Annotated in this window: 17 protein-coding genes and 1 pseudogene; 13 read left to right on the top strand and 5 right to left on the bottom strand. The window is 36.9% G+C overall.

The genetic code is table 11. The features are described from left to right. The first annotated feature begins 22 nt into the window (after positions 1–22). From I6L50_RS28000 to pheA, 4 genes are all read left to right on the top strand, one after another. A complete protein-coding gene (locus I6L50_RS28000; protein ID WP_002015381.1) occupies positions 23–799 on the top strand; it encodes an ABC transporter ATP-binding protein in 777 nt (258 codons plus the stop codon). Further along, positions 774–2,696, top strand: a complete 1,923-nt coding sequence (locus I6L50_RS27995; protein ID WP_219303589.1) for an ABC transporter permease — start codon at positions 774–776, stop codon at positions 2,694–2,696. The genes I6L50_RS28000 and I6L50_RS27995 overlap by 26 nt, the downstream gene beginning before the upstream one ends. A gap of 49 nt (positions 2,697–2,745) precedes the next feature. Then, positions 2,746–4,659, top strand: a complete 1,914-nt coding sequence (locus I6L50_RS27990; RefSeq protein WP_219303588.1) for an ABC transporter permease — start codon at positions 2,746–2,748, stop codon at positions 4,657–4,659. Positions 4,660–4,754: 95 nt separating this feature from the next. After that, entirely contained in the window at positions 4,755–5,606 is an 852-nt protein-coding gene (gene pheA / locus I6L50_RS27985) for a prephenate dehydratase (RefSeq protein ID WP_002015384.1), read from the top strand. 102 nt (positions 5,607–5,708) lie between these two features. Here pheA and I6L50_RS27980 read toward each other — a convergent pair whose 3' ends face one another. The 3 genes from I6L50_RS27980 to I6L50_RS27970 all read right to left on the bottom strand — a co-directional run bounded on the left by I6L50_RS27980 (position 5,709) and on the right by I6L50_RS27970 (position 8,121). After that, complete coding sequence (locus I6L50_RS27980; RefSeq protein WP_219303587.1) at positions 5,709–6,356, bottom strand: MOSC domain-containing protein; 648 nt, start codon at positions 6,354–6,356, stop codon at positions 5,709–5,711. 80 nt (positions 6,357–6,436) lie between these two features. Next, complete coding sequence (locus tag I6L50_RS27975; protein WP_002034157.1) at positions 6,437–6,979, bottom strand: transcription repressor NadR; 543 nt, start codon at positions 6,977–6,979, stop codon at positions 6,437–6,439. Further along, positions 6,979–8,121: an IscS subfamily cysteine desulfurase gene (locus I6L50_RS27970; protein WP_002034158.1), complete on the bottom strand. Its 1,143-nt coding sequence runs from the start codon at positions 8,119–8,121 to the stop codon at positions 6,979–6,981. Before I6L50_RS27970 ends, I6L50_RS27975 begins: the two co-directional genes overlap by 1 nt. A gap of 153 nt (positions 8,122–8,274) precedes the next feature. On the opposite strand from I6L50_RS27970, the gene nadB reads away from it, so the two are divergent. The 5 genes and pseudogenes from nadB to I6L50_RS27945 all read left to right on the top strand — a co-directional run bounded on the left by nadB (position 8,275) and on the right by I6L50_RS27945 (position 14,964). Further along, entirely contained in the window at positions 8,275–9,804 is a 1,530-nt protein-coding gene (nadB, locus tag I6L50_RS27965) for an L-aspartate oxidase (protein ID WP_219303586.1), read from the top strand. Positions 9,805–9,823: 19 nt separating this feature from the next. Next, positions 9,824–10,657 (top strand): carboxylating nicotinate-nucleotide diphosphorylase, encoded by an 834-nt coding sequence (nadC, locus tag I6L50_RS27960; RefSeq protein WP_002184918.1) that lies wholly within the window; start codon positions 9,824–9,826, stop codon positions 10,655–10,657. Positions 10,658–10,687: 30 nt separating this feature from the next. Beyond that, positions 10,688–11,794, top strand: coding sequence for a quinolinate synthase NadA (gene nadA / locus I6L50_RS27955; protein WP_219303585.1), 1,107 nt, complete (start codon positions 10,688–10,690; stop codon positions 11,792–11,794). Positions 11,795–12,018: 224 nt separating this feature from the next. Beyond that, a pseudogene (safA, locus tag I6L50_RS35870) lies at positions 12,019–12,175 on the top strand (SafA/ExsA family spore coat assembly protein); the annotation flags it as partial. Positions 12,176–14,316: 2,141 nt separating this feature from the next. Next, complete coding sequence (locus tag I6L50_RS27945; protein WP_002034140.1) at positions 14,317–14,964, top strand: YhcN/YlaJ family sporulation lipoprotein; 648 nt, start codon at positions 14,317–14,319, stop codon at positions 14,962–14,964. A 32-nt stretch (positions 14,965–14,996) separates the two neighbouring features. On the opposite strand, the gene I6L50_RS27940 is transcribed toward I6L50_RS27945, so the two are convergent. Continuing rightward, positions 14,997–15,431 (bottom strand): branched-chain amino acid ABC transporter substrate-binding protein, encoded by a 435-nt coding sequence (locus tag I6L50_RS27940; RefSeq protein ID WP_219303583.1) that lies wholly within the window; start codon positions 15,429–15,431, stop codon positions 14,997–14,999. A 433-nt stretch (positions 15,432–15,864) separates the two neighbouring features. Between I6L50_RS27940 and I6L50_RS27935 the strand changes: the two genes are divergently transcribed. Beyond that, positions 15,865–16,380 carry a BofC C-terminal domain-containing protein gene (locus I6L50_RS27935; protein ID WP_113935639.1) on the top strand — a complete coding sequence of 172 codons (516 nt, stop codon included), beginning with the start codon at positions 15,865–15,867 and terminating at the stop codon, positions 16,378–16,380. 13 nt (positions 16,381–16,393) lie between these two features. On the opposite strand, the gene I6L50_RS27930 is transcribed toward I6L50_RS27935, so the two are convergent. Further along, entirely contained in the window at positions 16,394–17,338 is a 945-nt protein-coding gene (locus I6L50_RS27930) for an iron-hydroxamate ABC transporter substrate-binding protein (protein WP_219303582.1), read from the bottom strand. Between the two features lie 189 nt (positions 17,339–17,527). Here I6L50_RS27930 and ruvA point away from each other — a divergent pair, with 189 nt between their 5' ends. The 3 genes from ruvA to I6L50_RS27915 are packed head-to-tail and all read left to right on the top strand — an operon-like array spanning position 17,528 to position 19,349. After that, positions 17,528–18,145 (top strand): Holliday junction DNA helicase RuvA, encoded by a 618-nt coding sequence (gene ruvA, locus I6L50_RS27925; RefSeq protein ID WP_002088786.1) that lies wholly within the window; start codon positions 17,528–17,530, stop codon positions 18,143–18,145. Between the two features lie 5 nt (positions 18,146–18,150). Further along, positions 18,151–19,152: a Holliday junction branch migration DNA helicase RuvB gene (gene ruvB, locus I6L50_RS27920; RefSeq protein WP_000344470.1), complete on the top strand. Its 1,002-nt coding sequence runs from the start codon at positions 18,151–18,153 to the stop codon at positions 19,150–19,152. Beyond that, positions 19,149–19,349 (top strand): DUF2905 domain-containing protein, encoded by a 201-nt coding sequence (locus I6L50_RS27915; RefSeq protein ID WP_219303581.1) that lies wholly within the window; start codon positions 19,149–19,151, stop codon positions 19,347–19,349. Before ruvB ends, I6L50_RS27915 begins: the two co-directional genes overlap by 4 nt. Positions 19,350–19,365 lie beyond the last annotated feature (16 nt).

Raw genomic sequence — 19,365 nt, 5'->3', positions numbered from 1 at the left:
AAAACACATAGGGGGATTAGAAATGAGTGTTCTTGAAGTAAAAGGATTAACAAAAGTGTACCAATCAAAAGGTTCAGTAGCGACGACTGCTTTAAACGATATAAATTTTAAAATAGAAGAAGGCGAATTTGTAGGAATTATGGGGCCTTCAGGGAGCGGGAAAACAACGCTTTTAAATTTATTAGCAACAATTGATAAGCAAACTTCAGGTCATGTGCTTGTAAATGGTGAAGAAATTAATCAAATGCGTGCTGCAAAATTAGCGGAGTTTCGCCGTACACATCTAGGATTCATTTTCCAAGATTTCAACTTACTTGATACATTATCGATTAAAGAAAATATTATTTTGCCGCTTGTAATGGCGAAGAAATCTGTAAAAGAAATTGATGCGAAAGTACTTGAAATTGCGAGGTTTTTAAACATCGAAGAAATTTTAAATAAAAAAGTATACGAAGTATCAGGTGGACAACAACAACGTGCAGCAGCTGCAAGGGCGATTATTCATGAACCAACATTAATTTTAGCGGATGAGCCAACAGGAAACTTAGATTCTAAGTCAGCGAAATCATTAATGGGAGCACTTCAAGATTTGCATGAGCAAAAGAAAGTAACGATTGCAATGGTAACACATGATCCAGTAGCCGCTAGTTATTGCGAACGTATCCTTTTCATACGTGATGGAGAGATTTTTTCAGAAATACATAAAGGAAGAACGAAGCAAGCCTTTTTCCAAGAAATTTTAGACGTACTTGCGATGCTAGGAGGAGAATATCATGAACTTTCGCCAGCTCGCGCTTAATAACGTAAAAGGAAATTGGCGTAATTATAAAGCGTTTCTTATTAGTAGTTGTTTATCGATTGTCGTATTTTTCATGTATGCTTCCTTCATTTATCATCCAGATGTCGTAAGTGGTAATATTAGTATGAAGACGATGATTACAAAAGGGTTAGAATCGATGAATTATATTGTAGTCATCTTCTCAGCACTCTTTATTTTATATGCGAATTCAACGTTTTTACGAGCAAGAAAAAAAGAATTTGGCTTATTAACGTTAATAGGTGGAACGAAGTCTCAGCTCGGCCGAATGATTATATTAGAGCAACTGATGTTAGGGAGTATTGCCATTATAGTAGGTATTGGGATTGGAATGCTTTGTTCAAAACTTTTCTTCCAAGCATTAAGTGTATTGTTGAAAATTGATAAAACACTTCCGCTTGTGTGGAATAGTAAAGCAGTTTTTATTACAGCTGGCATATATTTTATCCTCTTTTTAATACTATCATTGTTTAGTGTTTGGACAGTAGGCCGCTTGCAAATTATTGATTTATTAAGAGAGGCAAGAAAACAAAAAGTAGAACCTTTTGCATTTACATGGTTAGGGGTAGTTGGTATAGGCTGTATTATTGCTGCGTATATACTTTGTTTCCAAGTAACAATTATGAATTTCATTATGTATTTCTTACCAATTGTCGGACTGACGATTGGTGGAACGTATTTACTATTTACACAAGGAAGTACAGTCGTATTAAAAGCATTGCAAAAACGAAAACAATCTTTTTATACGTATCCAAATATGTTTGTACTTAGCAATCTTATTTATAAAATGAAAGATAATGCTCGTTTTCTATTTGTTATTTCTATTATTACGGCGGTTGTTTCTTCAGCGGTTGGTACGCTTTATGTATATTTTGAAAATATGAGTGCGAAAACGATAGAGCTTACACCGCATGCTATTTCATATGAGGAAAAGGGACTAAATACGCATAGCCTGATTAATGAAGAAAAAGAACAAGAGATTGTAAAAAAACATGGGTTTGAAGATGCACGAAAAGTAACTTACGTAAAACTACCTGCAACACAGAAAATAATGTTGTTTAACAGTGAACGTGAAGTACCAATGACGATTATTTCAGAAAAAGAATATAACGCGGAAGTGCGTAAACAAAAGAAAGAGCAAATTACAGAGGTTCATAATGCACCAGGTAGTGCGACGATGGTTATGGTTGATGCAGCAAATGAGCTTATGAAGATAGATCGTACGAAACCGTATGAATTTACAATCAACGGACAAATGCAGTCTGCTCAATTAAATGAGCCAACGTCATATTCTGTTTTTAATGATAGCGAATATCTCATTGTGAATGATCAAGATTTTGAGAAATACGAAAAGCTCGTACCAGATGAAGAAAAGACGAAATATTATGGTTATTATATTGAAGACTGGAAAAGTACGGAAGACCTTGTGCTAGATTTGAAAAAGGAAATTGCACCAGAAAAGCAAGGGGAATTGAGAAACGCAGTGTTCGCTTATAAAGATATAAGAGAAGGTGGAGCGATTACAATGTTCATCGGATTCTTCGTAGCAGTACTGTTCTTCTTCTTTGCGTGTAGCATGACATACTTTAAATGGTTTAACGATAAAGAACAAGATCGTATTCAATTTAAGTCATTAAAAAGAATTGGTATGACAGATAAAGAAATTCGTAAAATTGCAATTCGTCAGATGGGTGTTATCTTCTTTATCCCAATTTTAATCGGTACAATTCATAGTGGGTTTGCTCTTCATACGTTAGGGAAAATGCTTTATATCGATTTATGGAAATCAGGTGCGATTGTAATAGGGGCTTATATTTTAGCTTCTGCCATTTACTTTATGATCGCGCAAAGAGGATATTTAAAACATGTGAAAAGCTAGGGAAACCTCTAGCTTTTTGCCTGTGTAGTAAGGTACAGGAGGATGATAGATGAACATTCGGCAACTGGCGCTACAAAATATAAAGGGAAATTGGCGTAATTATAAAGTGTTTTTCTTAAGTAGTTGTTTTGCAATATTTGCGTCTTTTGCATACATGTCTGTCATTGTACATCCGTATATGCAAGAGACGATGTGGTATCAAAATGTACGCTGGGGACTTATCATATGTAACGTTATAATTATTTCTTTTTTCGTCATATTTATTTTGTACTCTACTTCTATTTTCATAGAAGCACGTAAGAAAGAATTAGGGTTATATATGTTAATGGGAGCGACGAAGTCTAACGTAATAGGAGTGATTATGACCGAGCAAATATTGATCGGTATTTTCGCTAATATTTTCGGTATTGGGCTTGGCATGATTTTTTTGAAACTCTTTTTTATGGTATTTAGTATGTTACTTCATCTTCCGAAAGAACTCCCTGTCATATTTGACATGAGAGCGATTGGTGTAACGTTTGTTATATATATGCTCGTCTTTGTTCTGTTATCTTTTATAAGTGCTTTACGTATATGGAATATAAAAATCATACGGTTATTAAAAGAATTTCGAACAGATAAACGGGAGAGGAAAACATCAAAGTGGCTTTGTTTATTCGGTTTTGCTTGTTTAGTGGGCGGATATGCGTTAGCACTACAAGTGACGATGACAACGATAGCATTATACTTTTTTCCGGTTGTTATACTCATTTCTTTTGGGACGTATTTCTCATTTACACATGGCGCTACACAAATATTAGAAGTGATAAAAAGAAATAAAAGGATTATGTATACATATCCGTATTTATTTATAGTGAATCAATTGTCACATCGAATGAAGGAAAATAGTCGCTTTTTCTTTCTGTTGTCTATGGCAACAACGTTTGTCGTTACGGCGACAGGTACGGTGTTCTTATATTTTTCTAGCATGCAAGATATGTGGCGTGGCGGAGGAGTACACTCATTTTCATACATAGAAAAAGGCACTTCTGCTCATGAAGTTTTCGAGAAAGACAAGGTTGAAAACTTATTACATCAATATGGATATGATGATTTTCAATCTATGAGTTTTGTTGGAGTGTATGCATCCTTTCAGTCCAATAAGGGAGAAACAGAGGTAGCACCGCTTATAAAGGAAAGTGAATACAATCAAGAGGCAAGAAAACAAAAACAGAAAATGTATTATCCTAAAAAAGGAACAGTTACACTTGTCTATTATAATAAACGCAATTATCCAAATGTATATAATCAAAAAGAGATTCAATTGCAAGTAATGAATCGAACATATCAATTTATATATAACGGTCAAAAAGAAGGGGTACAATTTAACCATCACCCTTCATACATTAATGGTCTGTTTTTCGTCATGAATGATGAAGATTTTAACAGTATAGCAAATACAATTCCGGATTCTGAAAAAATGATATATAGAGGGTATACATTACCAAATATCGAAAATACGAAGGAATTAAACGAAGCTTTACGGAAACATATGAAACATGATACCAATGATGCGTTTCGAAGTAATATGGAATTATATGTGAATATGAAAGAAGGTGGTGATATTACTCTATTTATAGGCTCATTCATTAGCATATTATTCTTCCTTACGTCATGTAGCATCGTATATTTTAAATGGTTTCATAATATTGCATCCGATCGAAAGCAGTACGGGGCGCTCTCTAAACTTGGAATGACGAAGGAAGAAGTGTGGAAGATTTCTCGTTGGCAATTATGTATGCTATTTTTTGCGCCAATTATAGTAGGGAGTATGCATAGTGCAGTTGCGTTATATACGTTTCATAATACTCTTTTTATGGACGGATCATTAAGAAAAGTGGGATTGTTTATTCTGTTTTACATTGCTGCATGTATCATCTATTTCTTCTTCGCTCAAAGAGAATACAAGAAACATTTAGACTAGCGAACGCTAGTCTTTTTTTAATATTCGAAATTCTCATAGAAGAATATAAAAAAGTATGGTATAACAGTAAGAAAACGAAAAAGAGGGAAAAGACGATGATTCGAGTAGGATATTTAGGACCAGAAGCGACATTTACAAATATGGCGGTGAGTCGTTTTTTTCCGGAAGCAGAGCATGTACCGTATCGAACGATTCCGGATTGTATTGATGCAGCTGCAAATGAAAATGTAGATTATGCGGTCGTACCGTTAGAGAACGCCATAGAAGGTTCAGTTAATATAACGGTTGATTATCTCGTACATGAGCAGCCACTTTCCATTGTAGGAGAAATTACAGTGCCAATTCAGCAGCATTTACTCGTACACCCGCAGTACGAAGAAGTGTGGAAAGAAGTATACGCTGTACATTCTCATCCGCATGCCATTGCACAGTGCCATAAATTTTTAAATGAGGAATTAAAAGGGGTAACCGTTCGCGATATGACATCAACAAGCGCTGCTGCGCAATATGTGAAAGAACATCCTGAAGAAAAAATTGCAGCTATTGCAAATGAAGCAGCGGCAGAAAAATACGGATTAACAATTGTAAGGCGTGATATTCATACGCATAAAAACAATCATACACGTTTCCTTGTTCTCCATAAGAAAAAGAAAGCAGTACTCCCAAATAACGGAGAAAACCGAGGAGAGAAAACGACGCTTATGATAACGTTACCTGCTGATTACGCAGGGGCACTATATCAAGTGTTATCAGCTTTCGCATGGAGAAAATTAAACTTATCCAAAATTGAATCTCGCCCGATGAAAACAGGTCTTGGAAATTACTTTTTCTTAATCGACGTAGATAAAGCATATGATGACGTATTATTGCCAGGCGTAATGATGGAACTTGAAGCACTCGGGTTTTCTGTTACTGTGCTGGGGAGTTATTCTTCTTATTGGTTGTAAGGGGAGTGTTTGTCGTATTTTGTAGTTAAGTCGATATAATTTCGGTCACTAGTATACCGTATGATAGATAAATAGAGTCCCACCTATAAAAGGTGGGATTTATTATTTTAACTTCGCAAGACGATCCTCTAACTGATCACGCCAAATCTCGGCTAGTTCTTGTACAGCAAGAACCTTCTCAATGCCATCTTTATCTTTCCTATTATGAAAATAAATTTCGTTAGAGAACAAAACAGATACATTGTTTGATGGACGCTCTAATAATGTAATTTTAGAATCTTGACGTACAGTACCTTCTTGAAGAACGCGGCATAAATAACCAGTATATCCAGTTGCTACAATACGTGGCAAAATACCAGGAATACCAAGGCGTTTTGAAATTGTGCTACAAGGTACTCTCGCTTGTGTAACTTGAATGATTGCTTCGCCTAGTTGATATGTATCTCCGATGCATACATCACGCTCTAACATATTTGTTACGGTAATGTTTTCGCCAAATGTGGAAGCCGGAAGTGTAGTTTGAAATTCCTCTTCCCATAGTGCGTAATGCTCGTGTGGGTACACGCAAACTGCGCGATCAGGTCCCCCGTGGTGTTTTAAATCCGCTACATCATCACCACGGAATCCGTCTTTTGAGAGGAAGGCCTCTTCTGTAGGATCTTTACATATACCTGTTATCATTTCTTTATCTTCGCCATATTTCATTTGTTTCGGTTTACCGGTGCTAAAGTGAACGAGTTCAATTCCCATATTTGCCCCCCTTTACAATTGATTACAATATTATATCACTAAAAAAGCACAGAGAATGATAAAAAACTCTGTGCTTTACATTAATAAACGAGAAATCCAGCGCGGTCTAGTGCCTCGCAAGCGGCATCTAATTTCTCTTTAGAATCTGCTTCAATTGTATGTAAGTGAATACCATCTGTTAGTTGCGAAAGATAGGAAGCGTTTGTGTTTTCGATTTTTTGTAAATATTGCTCTACATCGAAGCGATTACTTACCATAATCGATGCTGTTAAGTCGCCATATACAGGATGCTCAACTTTTACGTCTTTAATTGTAACGCCGTGGTCAACTAACATAGTAAGTTCTTGACGTACTTCTGCCGGTTTATGTTGGCATACAATTACGCGTTCAAAAGCTTGTTGTCTTGTTTGTGGCTTTAAATATAAATACCCTTGTGCAGTCGCAATAATTGGTTCATTTCGTGCTTTTAGTAAGGAAATGTCTTGAACGATAACTTGCCTACTTACGTTTGTCTTTTTAGATAGCTCATTCCCCGATAACGGTTCATTTGCAGCAAGAAGCCACTCGAGGATGAGTTGTCGTCTTTCTTCGCCTAAAATCTTTTTTTGATCATTTTGTTTCATTATGATTTAACACCTCTATAAAATTGATTTCCAATTGTGTGTAGTGCATGAATAGTTGTATCAATTTGTTCTTTCGTTGTGTGATGTCCGAAAGAAAAGCGGACATATTGTTTTGCCTCTTCATACGTTTTTCCAATTGCAAGCATTGTTTTTGAAGGGTCTTGTTTACCGACTTGGCAAGCACTTCCAGTTGAAATGGCTATACCATGACGGTTACATTCTAACATTGTATACTGACCTTCTATTCCTTTTATTGTAACCCCAATAATATGTGGTAAACAAGAAGTAGAATGTCCTTTCACTTCAATTTCTAGAGGAAGTGTTTGTAATTGCTCTAAAAAATAAGATCGTAATTGTTTAAAACGAAAGCTCTCTTCCTTTTGATTCTTTAATATATGCTCTGCGGCTGTTAAAAAAGCAGCGATTCCAGGAACGTTCACTGTACCAGGGCGAAAGCCTTTTTCATGAGAAGTTCCCGGAAATACTTGTTCCCAGCGAACTTGCGGATTTATATAGCAAGCTCCAACTCCTTTTGGTCCGTATATTTTATGGGCTGAAACAGAAAGACTATCAATCTCCATCGCTTTAACGTCTATTGGAAGTTTACCAAACGTTTGAACACAATCTGAATGAAATAAAACATTATATTTTTTTAAAAGTGCTCCGATCTCTGCAATGTTTTGAACGGTCCCGATTTCAGAGTTTCCGTGCTGTATACTTGCTAGAGCAGTATCTTCTGTAATAGCTGCTTCTAAATCTACTAAATGAATTATCCCACTTTTATCAACAGGAATCTCAGTAATAGTATAACCTTGCGATTGTAAGGATTGAAAATAACTTCGAATCGATGCGTGTTCCATAGGTGTCGTAATAATGTGTTTTCCATTTCTAGCATTTAGAAGGGATTGAATCGCAAGGTAGTTAGATTCTGAACCGCCGCTTGTAAAGAATACACCTTGTTCCTTACCCCCAATCATTTCTGCAAATGTTTCTCTACAAACTTGTAATAAAGATGATGCACTTCCGCCGATATCGTGTAAACTTTGTTCATTTCCGAAATATGTTTTTGCCGCTGCTATATATGTTTCTAAAGCTTCTTCGCTCATAGGTGTTGTCGCTGCATAATCTAGATATATCATCATGTAATTTCCTCTCTTCAGTAAGAGTGACATTTGTTTTCGTTTTTAGAATGGTAGTGAAAATAAGAAGTGTAAAAAAACTCTTGTCATTATTTTAAAACTATGTAAATATAGGTGTCAAGACAGTTGGAAAGTGTAAAGTGGGAGGCAACAATTATGCCAAGTGCAGATGTCTTGATTATTGGAAGCGGCGTTGCGGCGCTTCGTGTTGCGAAAGAGCTTTGTCACGAAAAGAATGTGATAATTATCACAAAAAAAACAGGACGTAATAACAATACACATTTAGCTCAAGGAGGAATTGCAGCAGCTGTTGCTACATATGACGATCCGAGTGGGCATTTTGAAGATACATTAGTGGCAGGTTGCCATTATAACAACGAAGAAGCAGTTCGTTATTTAGTTGAAGAGGGACCGAAAGAAATAAGTAAGCTTATTACGAATGGAATGAAATTTGATGGGGATGAAAAAGGGATCCACCTTGGTAAAGAAGGGGCGCATCGAAAACGGCGCATTTTACATGCCGGAGGAGATGCAACTGGTAAAAATCTATTAGAGCATTTAATACAAGAAGTAGTTCCGAACGTTACTGTCGTTGAGCATGAAATGGTACTCGATTTTATTATAGAAAATAATAAATGCATAGGAGCTTTAACGCGAAATAGTGAAGGGAAGCTGAAGCGTTACTATGCTGATAATACGGTGTTAGCATCAGGAGGAATAGGTGGTTTGTACGCCTTTACATCGAATGATGAGACAATTACAGGCGATGGACTTGCGATGATATATCGAGCTGGGGGAGAACTTGTTGATTTAGAATTTGTACAATTTCATCCGACGATGTTATACGTGGACGGGCGATGTTGTGGTCTCGTTTCTGAAGCAGTCCGTGGTGAAGGAGCTGTCCTTATAAATGGAAAAGGACAGCGTTTTATGATGGATATACATCCCGGGAAAGATCTCGCACCGCGTGATGTAGTGGCAAGGGCTATTCATGAACAACTTCTTGCAGGTGAAAAAGTGTACTTAAACATCGAAACCATTCAAAACTTTGAACAACGTTTTCCGACCGTCTCATCATTATGTAAAAAGAATGGTATTGATTTAAAAGAAAATTCTATTCCGGTCGTACCGGGCGCTCATTTTCATATGGGCGGCGTGAAGACGAATTGTGACGGAGAGACGTCCATTTCAAACTTATATGCGGTCGGTGAAGTGGCTTGTAATGGAGTTCATGGTGCGAATAGATTGGCGAGTAATTCATTATTAGAAGGTCTTGTGTTTGGAAGACGAATAGGAAAACACATTTTAGCTAAGCCAGCAGAGGAAAGAAAAAATGTGCCGGAAGAGAGAGGGAAAAGTTTTATAGCTCTTAATGATTTACCGTTGAAAGAAGAAATACAAGAATACATGATGAAGCATGTTGGGATTGTGCGAACTGAGAAAAATTTATCATATGCTCAGAGATGGTTTAGTAGGTACGGTGTGCGAAATATGATCTTACAATATGATGCACTTACAAATGAAGAGATAACGCTTATTAATATGTTAACAGTTTGTGAGCTTATAACAGTATCAGCTTTGCAAAGAGAAGACAGTGTTGGTGGTCATTATCGCATTGATTATCCAGAAAGAAATAGCGTGAAAAAAGAGATTATCCGAGTGAGAAGAAAACTACAACTTGTTTAATAAGGGGAAGAGGGATTTTATGAATACGTTAAAAGTTAAGGAAGCATTAAATCGATTTTTTCTAGAAGATATAGGAGAAAGAGATGTAACATCTCAGCTTATCTTTCCCGATAATGCACTTGCGAAAGGAACGTTTCTTGTAAAGGATACAGGGGTATTTGCAGGGTGCTTAGTAATTGAAGAAGGATTTAAATTAATTGATCAGAGAATTGAAGTTGAACTTCATAAAAAAGATGGGGATCTTGTAGAAAAAGGCGAAATAATTGCAACCGTGCAAGGCCCAATCGCATCATTATTAACGGCAGAGCGCGTTATATTAAACGTTATTCAGCGTATGAGCGGGATAGCGACGATGACACGTAAGGCGGTTTTTGCTTTAGATAGCAGTCATACACGCATTTGTGATACGAGAAAAACGATGCCAGGACTACGTATGTTTGATAAATATGCTGTAGTATGCGGGGGCGGATTTAACCACAGATTCGGTTTATATGATGGTGTCATGATTAAAGACAATCATATTGCTTTTGCTGGCTCGATTACAAAAGCTGTTACATCGGTGAAAGAAAGATTGGGACATATGGTGAAAGTAGAAGTCGAAACAGAGACAGAGGCGCAAGTAAGAGAAGCAGTAGAGGCCGGCGCAGATGTTATTATGTTCGATAATCGTACGCCAGAAGAGATTCGTGAGTTTTCAAAAATTGTACCAAGTGCCATCGTTACGGAGGCTTCAGGTGGTATTACAATTGAAGATTTATCAAAATACGGAAAAACAGGGGTAGATTATATTTCACTTGGAGCGTTAACACATTCAGTGAAAGCACTTGATATTAGTTTTAATATTGAGGCCTAATGAGAGTGGTTTAGAGGGGGAGAATCATAAATGGGTATTTTAGAGAAAGTTCAGCCAATCGAAGTAATGTTACCAGAGCGTTATCAAACGATGTCTACATTAGAGATGGAAGAGCGTGTCCGTGAAATTAAAGAAAAAATGGGGGCATTACTATTTATTCCAGGACATCATTATCAAAAAGATGAAGTTGTGCAATTTTCAGATGCAGCAGGGGACTCACTGCAACTCGCGCAAGTTGCAGCGAGTAATAAAGAGGCAAAATATATTGTGTTTTGTGGTGTGCACTTTATGGCAGAAACGGCAGATATGTTAACGACAAATGATCAAATTGTCATCTTACCAGATATGCGCGCCGGCTGTTCTATGGCAGATATGGCAGATATTGAACAAACAGAAAGAGCGTGGAAAGAGCTCACGAAATTATTTGGGGATACGATGATTCCATTAACGTATGTAAATTCAACAGCTGCGATCAAAGCGTTTTGTGGTCGTAATGGAGGGGCAACAGTAACCTCTTCTAATGCAAAACAAATGGTGTCTTGGGCGTTTACACAAAAAGAGCGTCTCGTCTTTTTACCAGACCAACATTTAGGAAGAAATACAGCGTATGATTTAGGTATTCCGTTAGAAAAAATGGCAGTGTGGAACCCGCATACAGATTCATTAGAGTACGATGGAGATATAGAAGAAATTCAAGTGATTTTATGGAAAGGCGATTGTTCTGTTCATCAAAACTTCACTGTGAAAAATATTGAAAATGTGCGAAAAAATCATCCGGATATGAATATTATTGTTCACCCTGAATGTTGTTATGAAGTAGTTGCTGCTTCTGATTATGCAGGATCAACGAAATATATTATTGATATGATTGAAGCAGCTCCGGCGGGAAGTAAGTGGGCGATTGGTACAGAGATGAATTTAGTGAACCGAATTATTCAGCAACATCCAGATAAAGAAATTATTTCGCTAAATCCGTTTATGTGTCCTTGCTTAACGATGAACCGAATTGACTTACCTCACCTGTTATGGGCACTTGAGAACATAGAAAGAGGAGAACAAATTAACGTTATTCGCGTAGAGAAACAAGTAACAGAAGAGGCAGTTCTTGCATTAAATCGTATGTTAGAGCGCGTTTAAAGCAGCGGGATTTCCGTTGCTTTTTTTCGTACATATAATCATAACAAGGATGAAATAGGCATACATTGTGTTGAGGAAATCATTGCGGTTTTTCTATGCTTATTCCACTTCGAATCATATTGAAAATAGAAGAAGTGATAAAAGTAAAAGAAGTTAATGTTGTTTAGAAAGTGTTACTTCAAAGTGTTTTTACTTATAGATAAGTTATACAGGAGGGGGAAAATTTGAAAATTCATATCGTGCAAAAAGGGGAGACCCTTTGGAAAATTGCAAAAAAGTACGGAGTGGATTTTGAAACGCTAAAAAAAACAAATACACAGCTTAGCAATCCAGACCTAATTATGCCAGGGATGAAAATTAAAGTGCCATCGCATAGCGTTCATGTGAAACAACAAACTGGATCGGGTTCAGCGCCCCCGAAACAATATGTAAAAGAGGTGCAGCAAAAAGAGTTTGCATCAATACCAACGCCACTTGGAATAGAAGATGAAGATGAGATCACGTATCAATCAACACCTATTACACAACAACCAGCTATGCAACAAACGCAAAAAGAAATGCAGATAAAACCGCAAAAGGAAATACAGGTGAAGCCGCAAAAGGAAGTGCAAGTGAAGCCGCAAAAAGAAGTGCAAGTGAAGCCACAAAAAGAAGTGCAAAAAGAAATTCCGATTCAAAAAGAGAAGCCAGTTGAAAAGCCGCCTGTCATTCAAAAACCACCTGTTGTAGAGAAAGTAGAAAAACTAAAACCTACTACGAAAGAAAACACTAAATTTTCTATCAATGTGTTACCACAGCCACCGCAACCACCAATTAAAGCGAAAAAAGAATATAAAATTTCAGATGTAATAAAAAAGGGAAGCGAGTTAATTGCTCCTCAAATTAATAAAATGAAACCTAACAATGTCATTTCTCCGCAAACGAAAAAAGACAATATAGGAAACATAGTGTCACCGCAAGTGAAGAAAGAGAATGTAGGGAATATAGTGTCGCCGCAAGTGAAGAAAGAGAATGTAGGGAATATAGTGTCGCCGCAAGTGAAAAAAGAAAATGTAGGGAATATAGTGTCGCCGCAAGTGAAGAAAGAGAATGTAGGGAATATAGTGTCGCCGCAAGTGAAGAAAGAAAATGTAGGGAATATAGTGTCGCCGCAAGTGAAAAAAGAAAATGTAGGGAATATAGTGTCGCCGCAAGTGAAAAAAGAAAATGTAGGGAATATAGTGTCGCCGCAAGTGAAGAAAGAGAATGTAGGAAGCATAGTCTCGCCACAAGTGAAGAAAGAAAATATAGGAAGCATAGTCTCACCAAACGTATCAAAAGAAAGTGTTATTATCCCGCAAGTAATACCGCCTAATATTCAAGTGCCGAATATAATGCCAATAATGGATAACAATCAAATGCCAAATATGATGCCGATAATGGATAACAACCAAATGCCAAATATGATGCCGATAATGGATAACAACCAAATGCCAAACATGATGCCGATAATGGATAACAATCAAATGCCAAACATGATGCCGATAATGGATAACAATCAAATGCCAAACATGATGCCGATAATGGATAACAATCAAATGCCAAACATGATGCCAGTAATGGATAACAATCAAATGCCGAACATGATGCCGATAATGGATAACAATCAAATGCCAAATATGATGCCGATAATGGATAACAACCAAATGCCAAATATGATGCCGATAATGGATAACAACCAAATGCCAAATATGATGCCGATAATGGATAACAACCAAATGCCGAACATGATGCCAATAATGGATAACAACCAAATGCCAAATATGATGCCGACAATGGATAACAACCAAATGCCAAACATGATGCCGATAATGGATAACAATCAAATGCCAAATATGATGCCGATAATGGATAACAACCAAATGCCAAATATGATGCCGATAATGGATAACAACCAAATGCCAAATATGATGCCGATAATGGATAACAACCAAATGCCGAACATGATGCCATATCAACAGCCAATGATGCCGCCATATCCGCAGTATCAGCAACAAAATCCATACAATCAAATGCCGTATCAACAAATGGCGCCGCAATATACTTCTATGCCAAATCCAAATATGATGCCAATGGATAATAATATGCCGCCACTCGTGCAAGGTGAAGAAGATTGTGGATGCGGAGGAGAAAGTAGGTTATATAGTCCACAACCGGGTGGACCACAATATGCTAATCCTTTATATTATCAACCAACTCAGCCAGCATATGCACCACAGCCAGGAACGATGTATTATCAGCCGGACCCACCAAACGTATTTGGAGAACCAGTTTCAGAAGAAGAGGACGAAGAGGAAGTTTAAAAAAAGGTGGGGTTATTCCCGCCTTTTTTGTATTCGTGATAGTCAGGAATATGATGAATTTACATTAAGTGTTAGAAAATTCCTAGTGAAATATTAACAGTGTAAAAACTCTCTCGGTTACTCATCATAAGGGGGAGCTTTTCGAAAGAGAAGTTCATTCTAACAGAGGGGGTTTTTGTATTGAATACGAAAGTAAAAGTTATTGCTGCTTCTTTGTTAGTTACCAGTGCATTAGCTGCATGTGGTACACCAAAAGATAATAATGCGATGGATGGACGTAACTATAATTACGAGCGTACATCTTATAATGATACACACCAGTATCGTGATAATGTAGCGCGTAACGATCGTTCTACAGATTATGTAACATATAGAAACGGTCGTAACGATACAGGATATAATAATTATTACCGTGATGTAAATTACAACGGGCAAATTGCTAATCCACACCCAACTCGTAATATTACAATGAATAATTCATATATTAACAATGATGGTAAAACTGCGGAGAAAATTACGAATCGTGTAAAACGTATGAATAACGTAGACCGAGTTTCTACAGTTGTATATGGAAACGATGTAGCGATTGCGGTAAAACCACGTAATACAGCGACGAATGAAACAGCGATGGCGAACGAAATTCGTCAAGCTGTTGTGAATGAAGTTGGAAATAGAAACGTATATGTTTCTGTAAGAAATGACATGTTTACTCGTGTCGATGCAATGAGTACGCGTTTACGTAACGGCACAGCTACAAACGATTTTAATCGTGACATAACAAATATGTTCCGAGACATTCGTTACGGTCTGACTGGTACTATGCGATAACAAATTAAAGAGGAAGGGCTAGCCCTTCCTCTTTATTCATCGTCGTCTTGTAAACGTCGTTTTTTTATAAAATAACTAATGGAGTAAGACGCTAAAAAGCATATGAAGAGAATACCACCTGTTAAAATAGCTTCAAATAGAGGTCTTTCTGGACTGAAAATGATATAAATAATAGCCATGATAATTCCTACAATAAGAGAGCGTAAAATAATTTTGTAATAAGGAGTTAACTTTATTTCCTTTTCGCTTTCTTCTACATCGATAGAAACGCTTAACTGTAAATAACTAAGTACAATACTTGTAAGAATAAATAATAACCACAATGGAGATTTCGTAATTTGATCCATTCCTTCTGTGAATCCGATATAGCCTAAAATTCCGATTATACCAATTGATTGAAAAAGAAAGGCAATACGTATGTTTTTTAACGTTTGAAGTATGAGGCGTTCATCTTTAATTTTTTTCAAGGCATTCATCCCCTGTTTATATTTATAGTATTAATTGTAACATATATATTACATTAATCAATTTATAGTTTACGTAAATTTCAATTGGTTGAAAGAGGAAGAAAAATATATTTAGAAATATATTGCGCTTCTACCTTGTTAATGTTATATTAGCAAAGCGATGAGCTAATTTACGTAAGTCGAGAGATATGCTTAAGTGCTAAACACGCGAATGTGGTCGCCTGGTCTTTCGCCGTAAACGCATCAGACGCCTGCTTTGCAGGCGTCTTTCATTTTATATAAAAGTAAATGATACATGCAGATGAGGATTAACCCTTATCTGCATTTTTTATTTTCCTTAGAAATTTAATGCTATTGTTTATATGGATAAAACCCCCATTTCCGGAAAAGCTACAAATGAAAGTATGATTTTGCCTAGAAGAGGTGAACGGAAATGAAATGGATGCTAATTGCAGTGCAAGCTTTCGTTGTGATGTTTTGCTTAGCTTATGGATCCGATGTGAGGGCAGAAATAACAGAAAAAGTACCTGAAGTTACAATTTTATTAGAGCGTATGTATGTTGATGGAGAAGTAAGCGAGGAAATACTGACAGAAAAAGTAGCGGATTTAGAAAAGTTTTTGCAGCAATATAAAGAATGGCAACTTGTTGATCGTGATGATGTGCAAATCGTATTACAAAGGAAAGTTGATGATATTTCTCCTTTACTGAAAACGAGCGGTTATTTTGGTGTTTCAGAGGAAGGGATATTGCAAATTTTTAAAGGGGTACCGAAAAGTGATAACGCGATCCATTCCTTCTTTCAAATTGATATGAAAAAGCTTGAAAGTTATGAGCGTGCGGAATTGAAACGTGGTATTCGCATAAAATCAAAAGAAGGTTTTGTAAAGACAATCGAAAAAATGAAGCAGTACGCAGTGCAAAATAAGAAAAAAAGCAGCTCAGGGTGAGCTGCTTTTTTTCTTATTTATTCTTAGCTAAAATCTCTTTTGCGATTTCATCAATTAGCATATCTTTTCCGATTGGATTGAATGCTTTCGTATTGAAGATTTCATTCGATACTTCATATACGTGATTGTTTTTTACTGCTTTATTATCTTTCCAAACCGCACTGTTTTTATAGTCTTCGTACACTTTATCAGCTTCTCCGCCGAAGTTTACAATAAACATTTGATCAGGCTGGAATGCAACAAGGCCTTCAAGTGATACTTGTGCCATCGTTTGTTTTAAATCTGTGCCTTTTGTTGCTGGAAGTTTTAAGTCGTTAAAGATGATGTCACCATATCCGAAGCTACCGTATACACGGAAGTTTTGTGGTGTTACTGCAACGAACATAAAGTTCTCATCTTTTGTTTTCTCTTTAATTTTTTTAGATAAAGAGTCTGCTTTTTTATCGTAATCTGCAATCCATTTGTCGGCTTTCTTTTCTTCGCCAAATAGTTTACCTACTTCTTTAAACTTACCGCGCCAGTCTTCTAGATTTGTTTCTAGAACAACTGTCGGTGCCACTTTTTCTAGTTGATCATAAATTTTCAATTGACGATTGTTTAAAATAATTAAGTCTGGTTTTAAAGCTGTAACAGCCTCTAGGTCAACTTTAGGTGCCCAGTACCAGCCGACTGCCTTTACCCCGTCTAGCTTGTCCGTTAAGTGATTTTGGATTTTATCTTTATATGTGTTTGCTGTGCCAACAGGTTTATGTCCAAGGATTAATAATTCCTCTGTTGATCCAGATAAATCAACAATTCTCTTTGGATTAGCTGGAATTGTTGATTCCCCTTTAGCATGTTTTACAACTTTTGTTTTCGGTTGTTCTTTTGCTTTTGCTTCTTCTTTTTGAGAAGAACAGCCAACGATAGAAAGAACAACTAGCATAATAGTAAATAAAATAAATAGCTTTTGTTTCATCCTGATGTAACCCCTTTAATTAATATTGATAATCATTATCGACTTCTGTATATTAATGTTCTTTTTGTATTTATGTCAATAGAAAAAAACGGAAATTGTAAACGGGGAACATTTGTTGGGGCAGTCTCGCTTTTCTATTGTTAAATATGTTAAAATGGAATACATGATTTGAGAGGGAGAGATCGTATTTTGTTTGAATATGTTACAGGTTACGTGGAGTATGTAGGACCGGAATATGTCGTAATTGACCATAATGGAATTGGTTATCAAATTTTCACACCAAATCCGTATGTATTTCAAAGAAGTAAGCAAGAAATCCGTGTCTATACATATCATTATGTGAGAGAAGATATTATGGCACTTTACGGGTTTAAAACACGTGAAGAGCGTTTATTATTTACAAAATTGTTAGGTGTATCGGGGATTGGACCAAAAGGTGCTCTTGCAATTTTAGCTTCTGGTCAAACCGGACAGGTCGTTCAAGCGATTGAACATGAAGATGAGAAGTTCTTAGTGAAGTTCCCAGGCGTCGGAAAGAAAACAGCGCGCCAAATGATTTTAGATTTAAAAGGAAAACTAGCAGATGTTGTACCAGATGCGTTTGTTGATTTGTTCTCAGATACTGAAAGTTTTGATACGAAGAAAGGTTCATCAGTTGAACTTGATGAAGCACTGGAAGCACTGCGTGCACTTGGCTATGCAGAACGAGAAGTCTCTCGCGTTGTACCAGAGTTATTAAAAGAATCACTAACGACGGATCAATATATTAAAAAGGCACTTAGTCTTTTACTAAATGGTAAGAGGTGAGTATAATGGACGAACGTCTCCTTTCAGGGGAATCTGGATACGAAGATGCGGATTTAGAGTATTCATTACGGCCACAGACGCTCCGTCAGTATATTGGCCAAGATAAAGCGAAACATAATTTAGAAGTGTTTATTGAAGCGGCGAAAATGCGTGAAGAAACGTTAGATCACGTACTTTTATATGGCCCACCTGGACTTGGTAAAACGACGCTTGCGAATATTATTGCCAATGAAATGGGTGTTAACATTCGAACGACGTCAGGTCCTGCAATTGAAAGACCAGGAGATTTAGCGGCTGTATTAACAGCACTTCAGCCTGGGGATGTATTATTTATTGATGAAATTCATCGTTTGCATAGATCTATTGAAGAAGTGTTATACCCAGCGATGGAAGACTTTTGCCTTGATATCGTTATTGGGAAAGGACCGTCAGCTCGCTCTGTACGTCTAGATTTACCTCCATTTACGCTAGTTGGGGCAACGACGCGTGCAGGTGCATTATCAGCACCACTTCGTGACCGTTTCGGTGTACTTTCACGATTAGAGTACTATACAGTAGATCAGCTTTCTGCGATTGTAGAACGTACAGCAGAAGTGTTTGAAGTTGAAATAGATTCGTTAGCAGCATTAGAAATTGCAAGACGTGCCCGTGGTACACCTCGTATTGCGAATCGTCTATTACGACGTGTACGTGACTTCGCACAAGTTCGCAGTGACGGAACGATTGCGATGGAAATTACACAAATGGCGTTAGAATTATTACAAGTAGATAAATTAGGACTTGATCATATCGACCATAAATTACTGCTTGGTATTATTGAAAAGTTCCGCGGTGGTCCAGTTGGATTAGAAACTGTTTCAGCAACGATTGGGGAAGAATCGCATACGATTGAAGATGTGTATGAACCGTATTTATTACAAATTGGCTTTTTACAAAGAACGCCAAGAGGCCGGATCGTAACACCGCTCGCATATGAGCATTTCGGAATGGAGATGCCAAAAGTATGACGGAGATGCCAAAGCTGCTTATTACAGCTGGTATTTTGCTCATTGTTGTTGGAGTAGCTTGGAAGTTCATAGGAAGGCTTCCAGGCGATATTTTTGTGAAAAAAGGTAACGTTACCTTTTATTTTCCTATCATTACATGTATTGTGTTAAGTATTGCATTATCTTTCATTATGTATATAATAAATCGATTCAAATAAGAAATAGGTGGATACA

Source organism: Bacillus sp. FDAARGOS_1420 (genome assembly GCF_019344915.1).
GTDB classification, from domain to species: domain Bacteria; phylum Bacillota; class Bacilli; order Bacillales; family Bacillaceae_G; genus Bacillus_A; species Bacillus_A mycoides.
The sequence above is the reverse complement of the archived record's forward strand: the minus strand, read 5'-3'. Positions and strand labels throughout refer to the sequence as shown.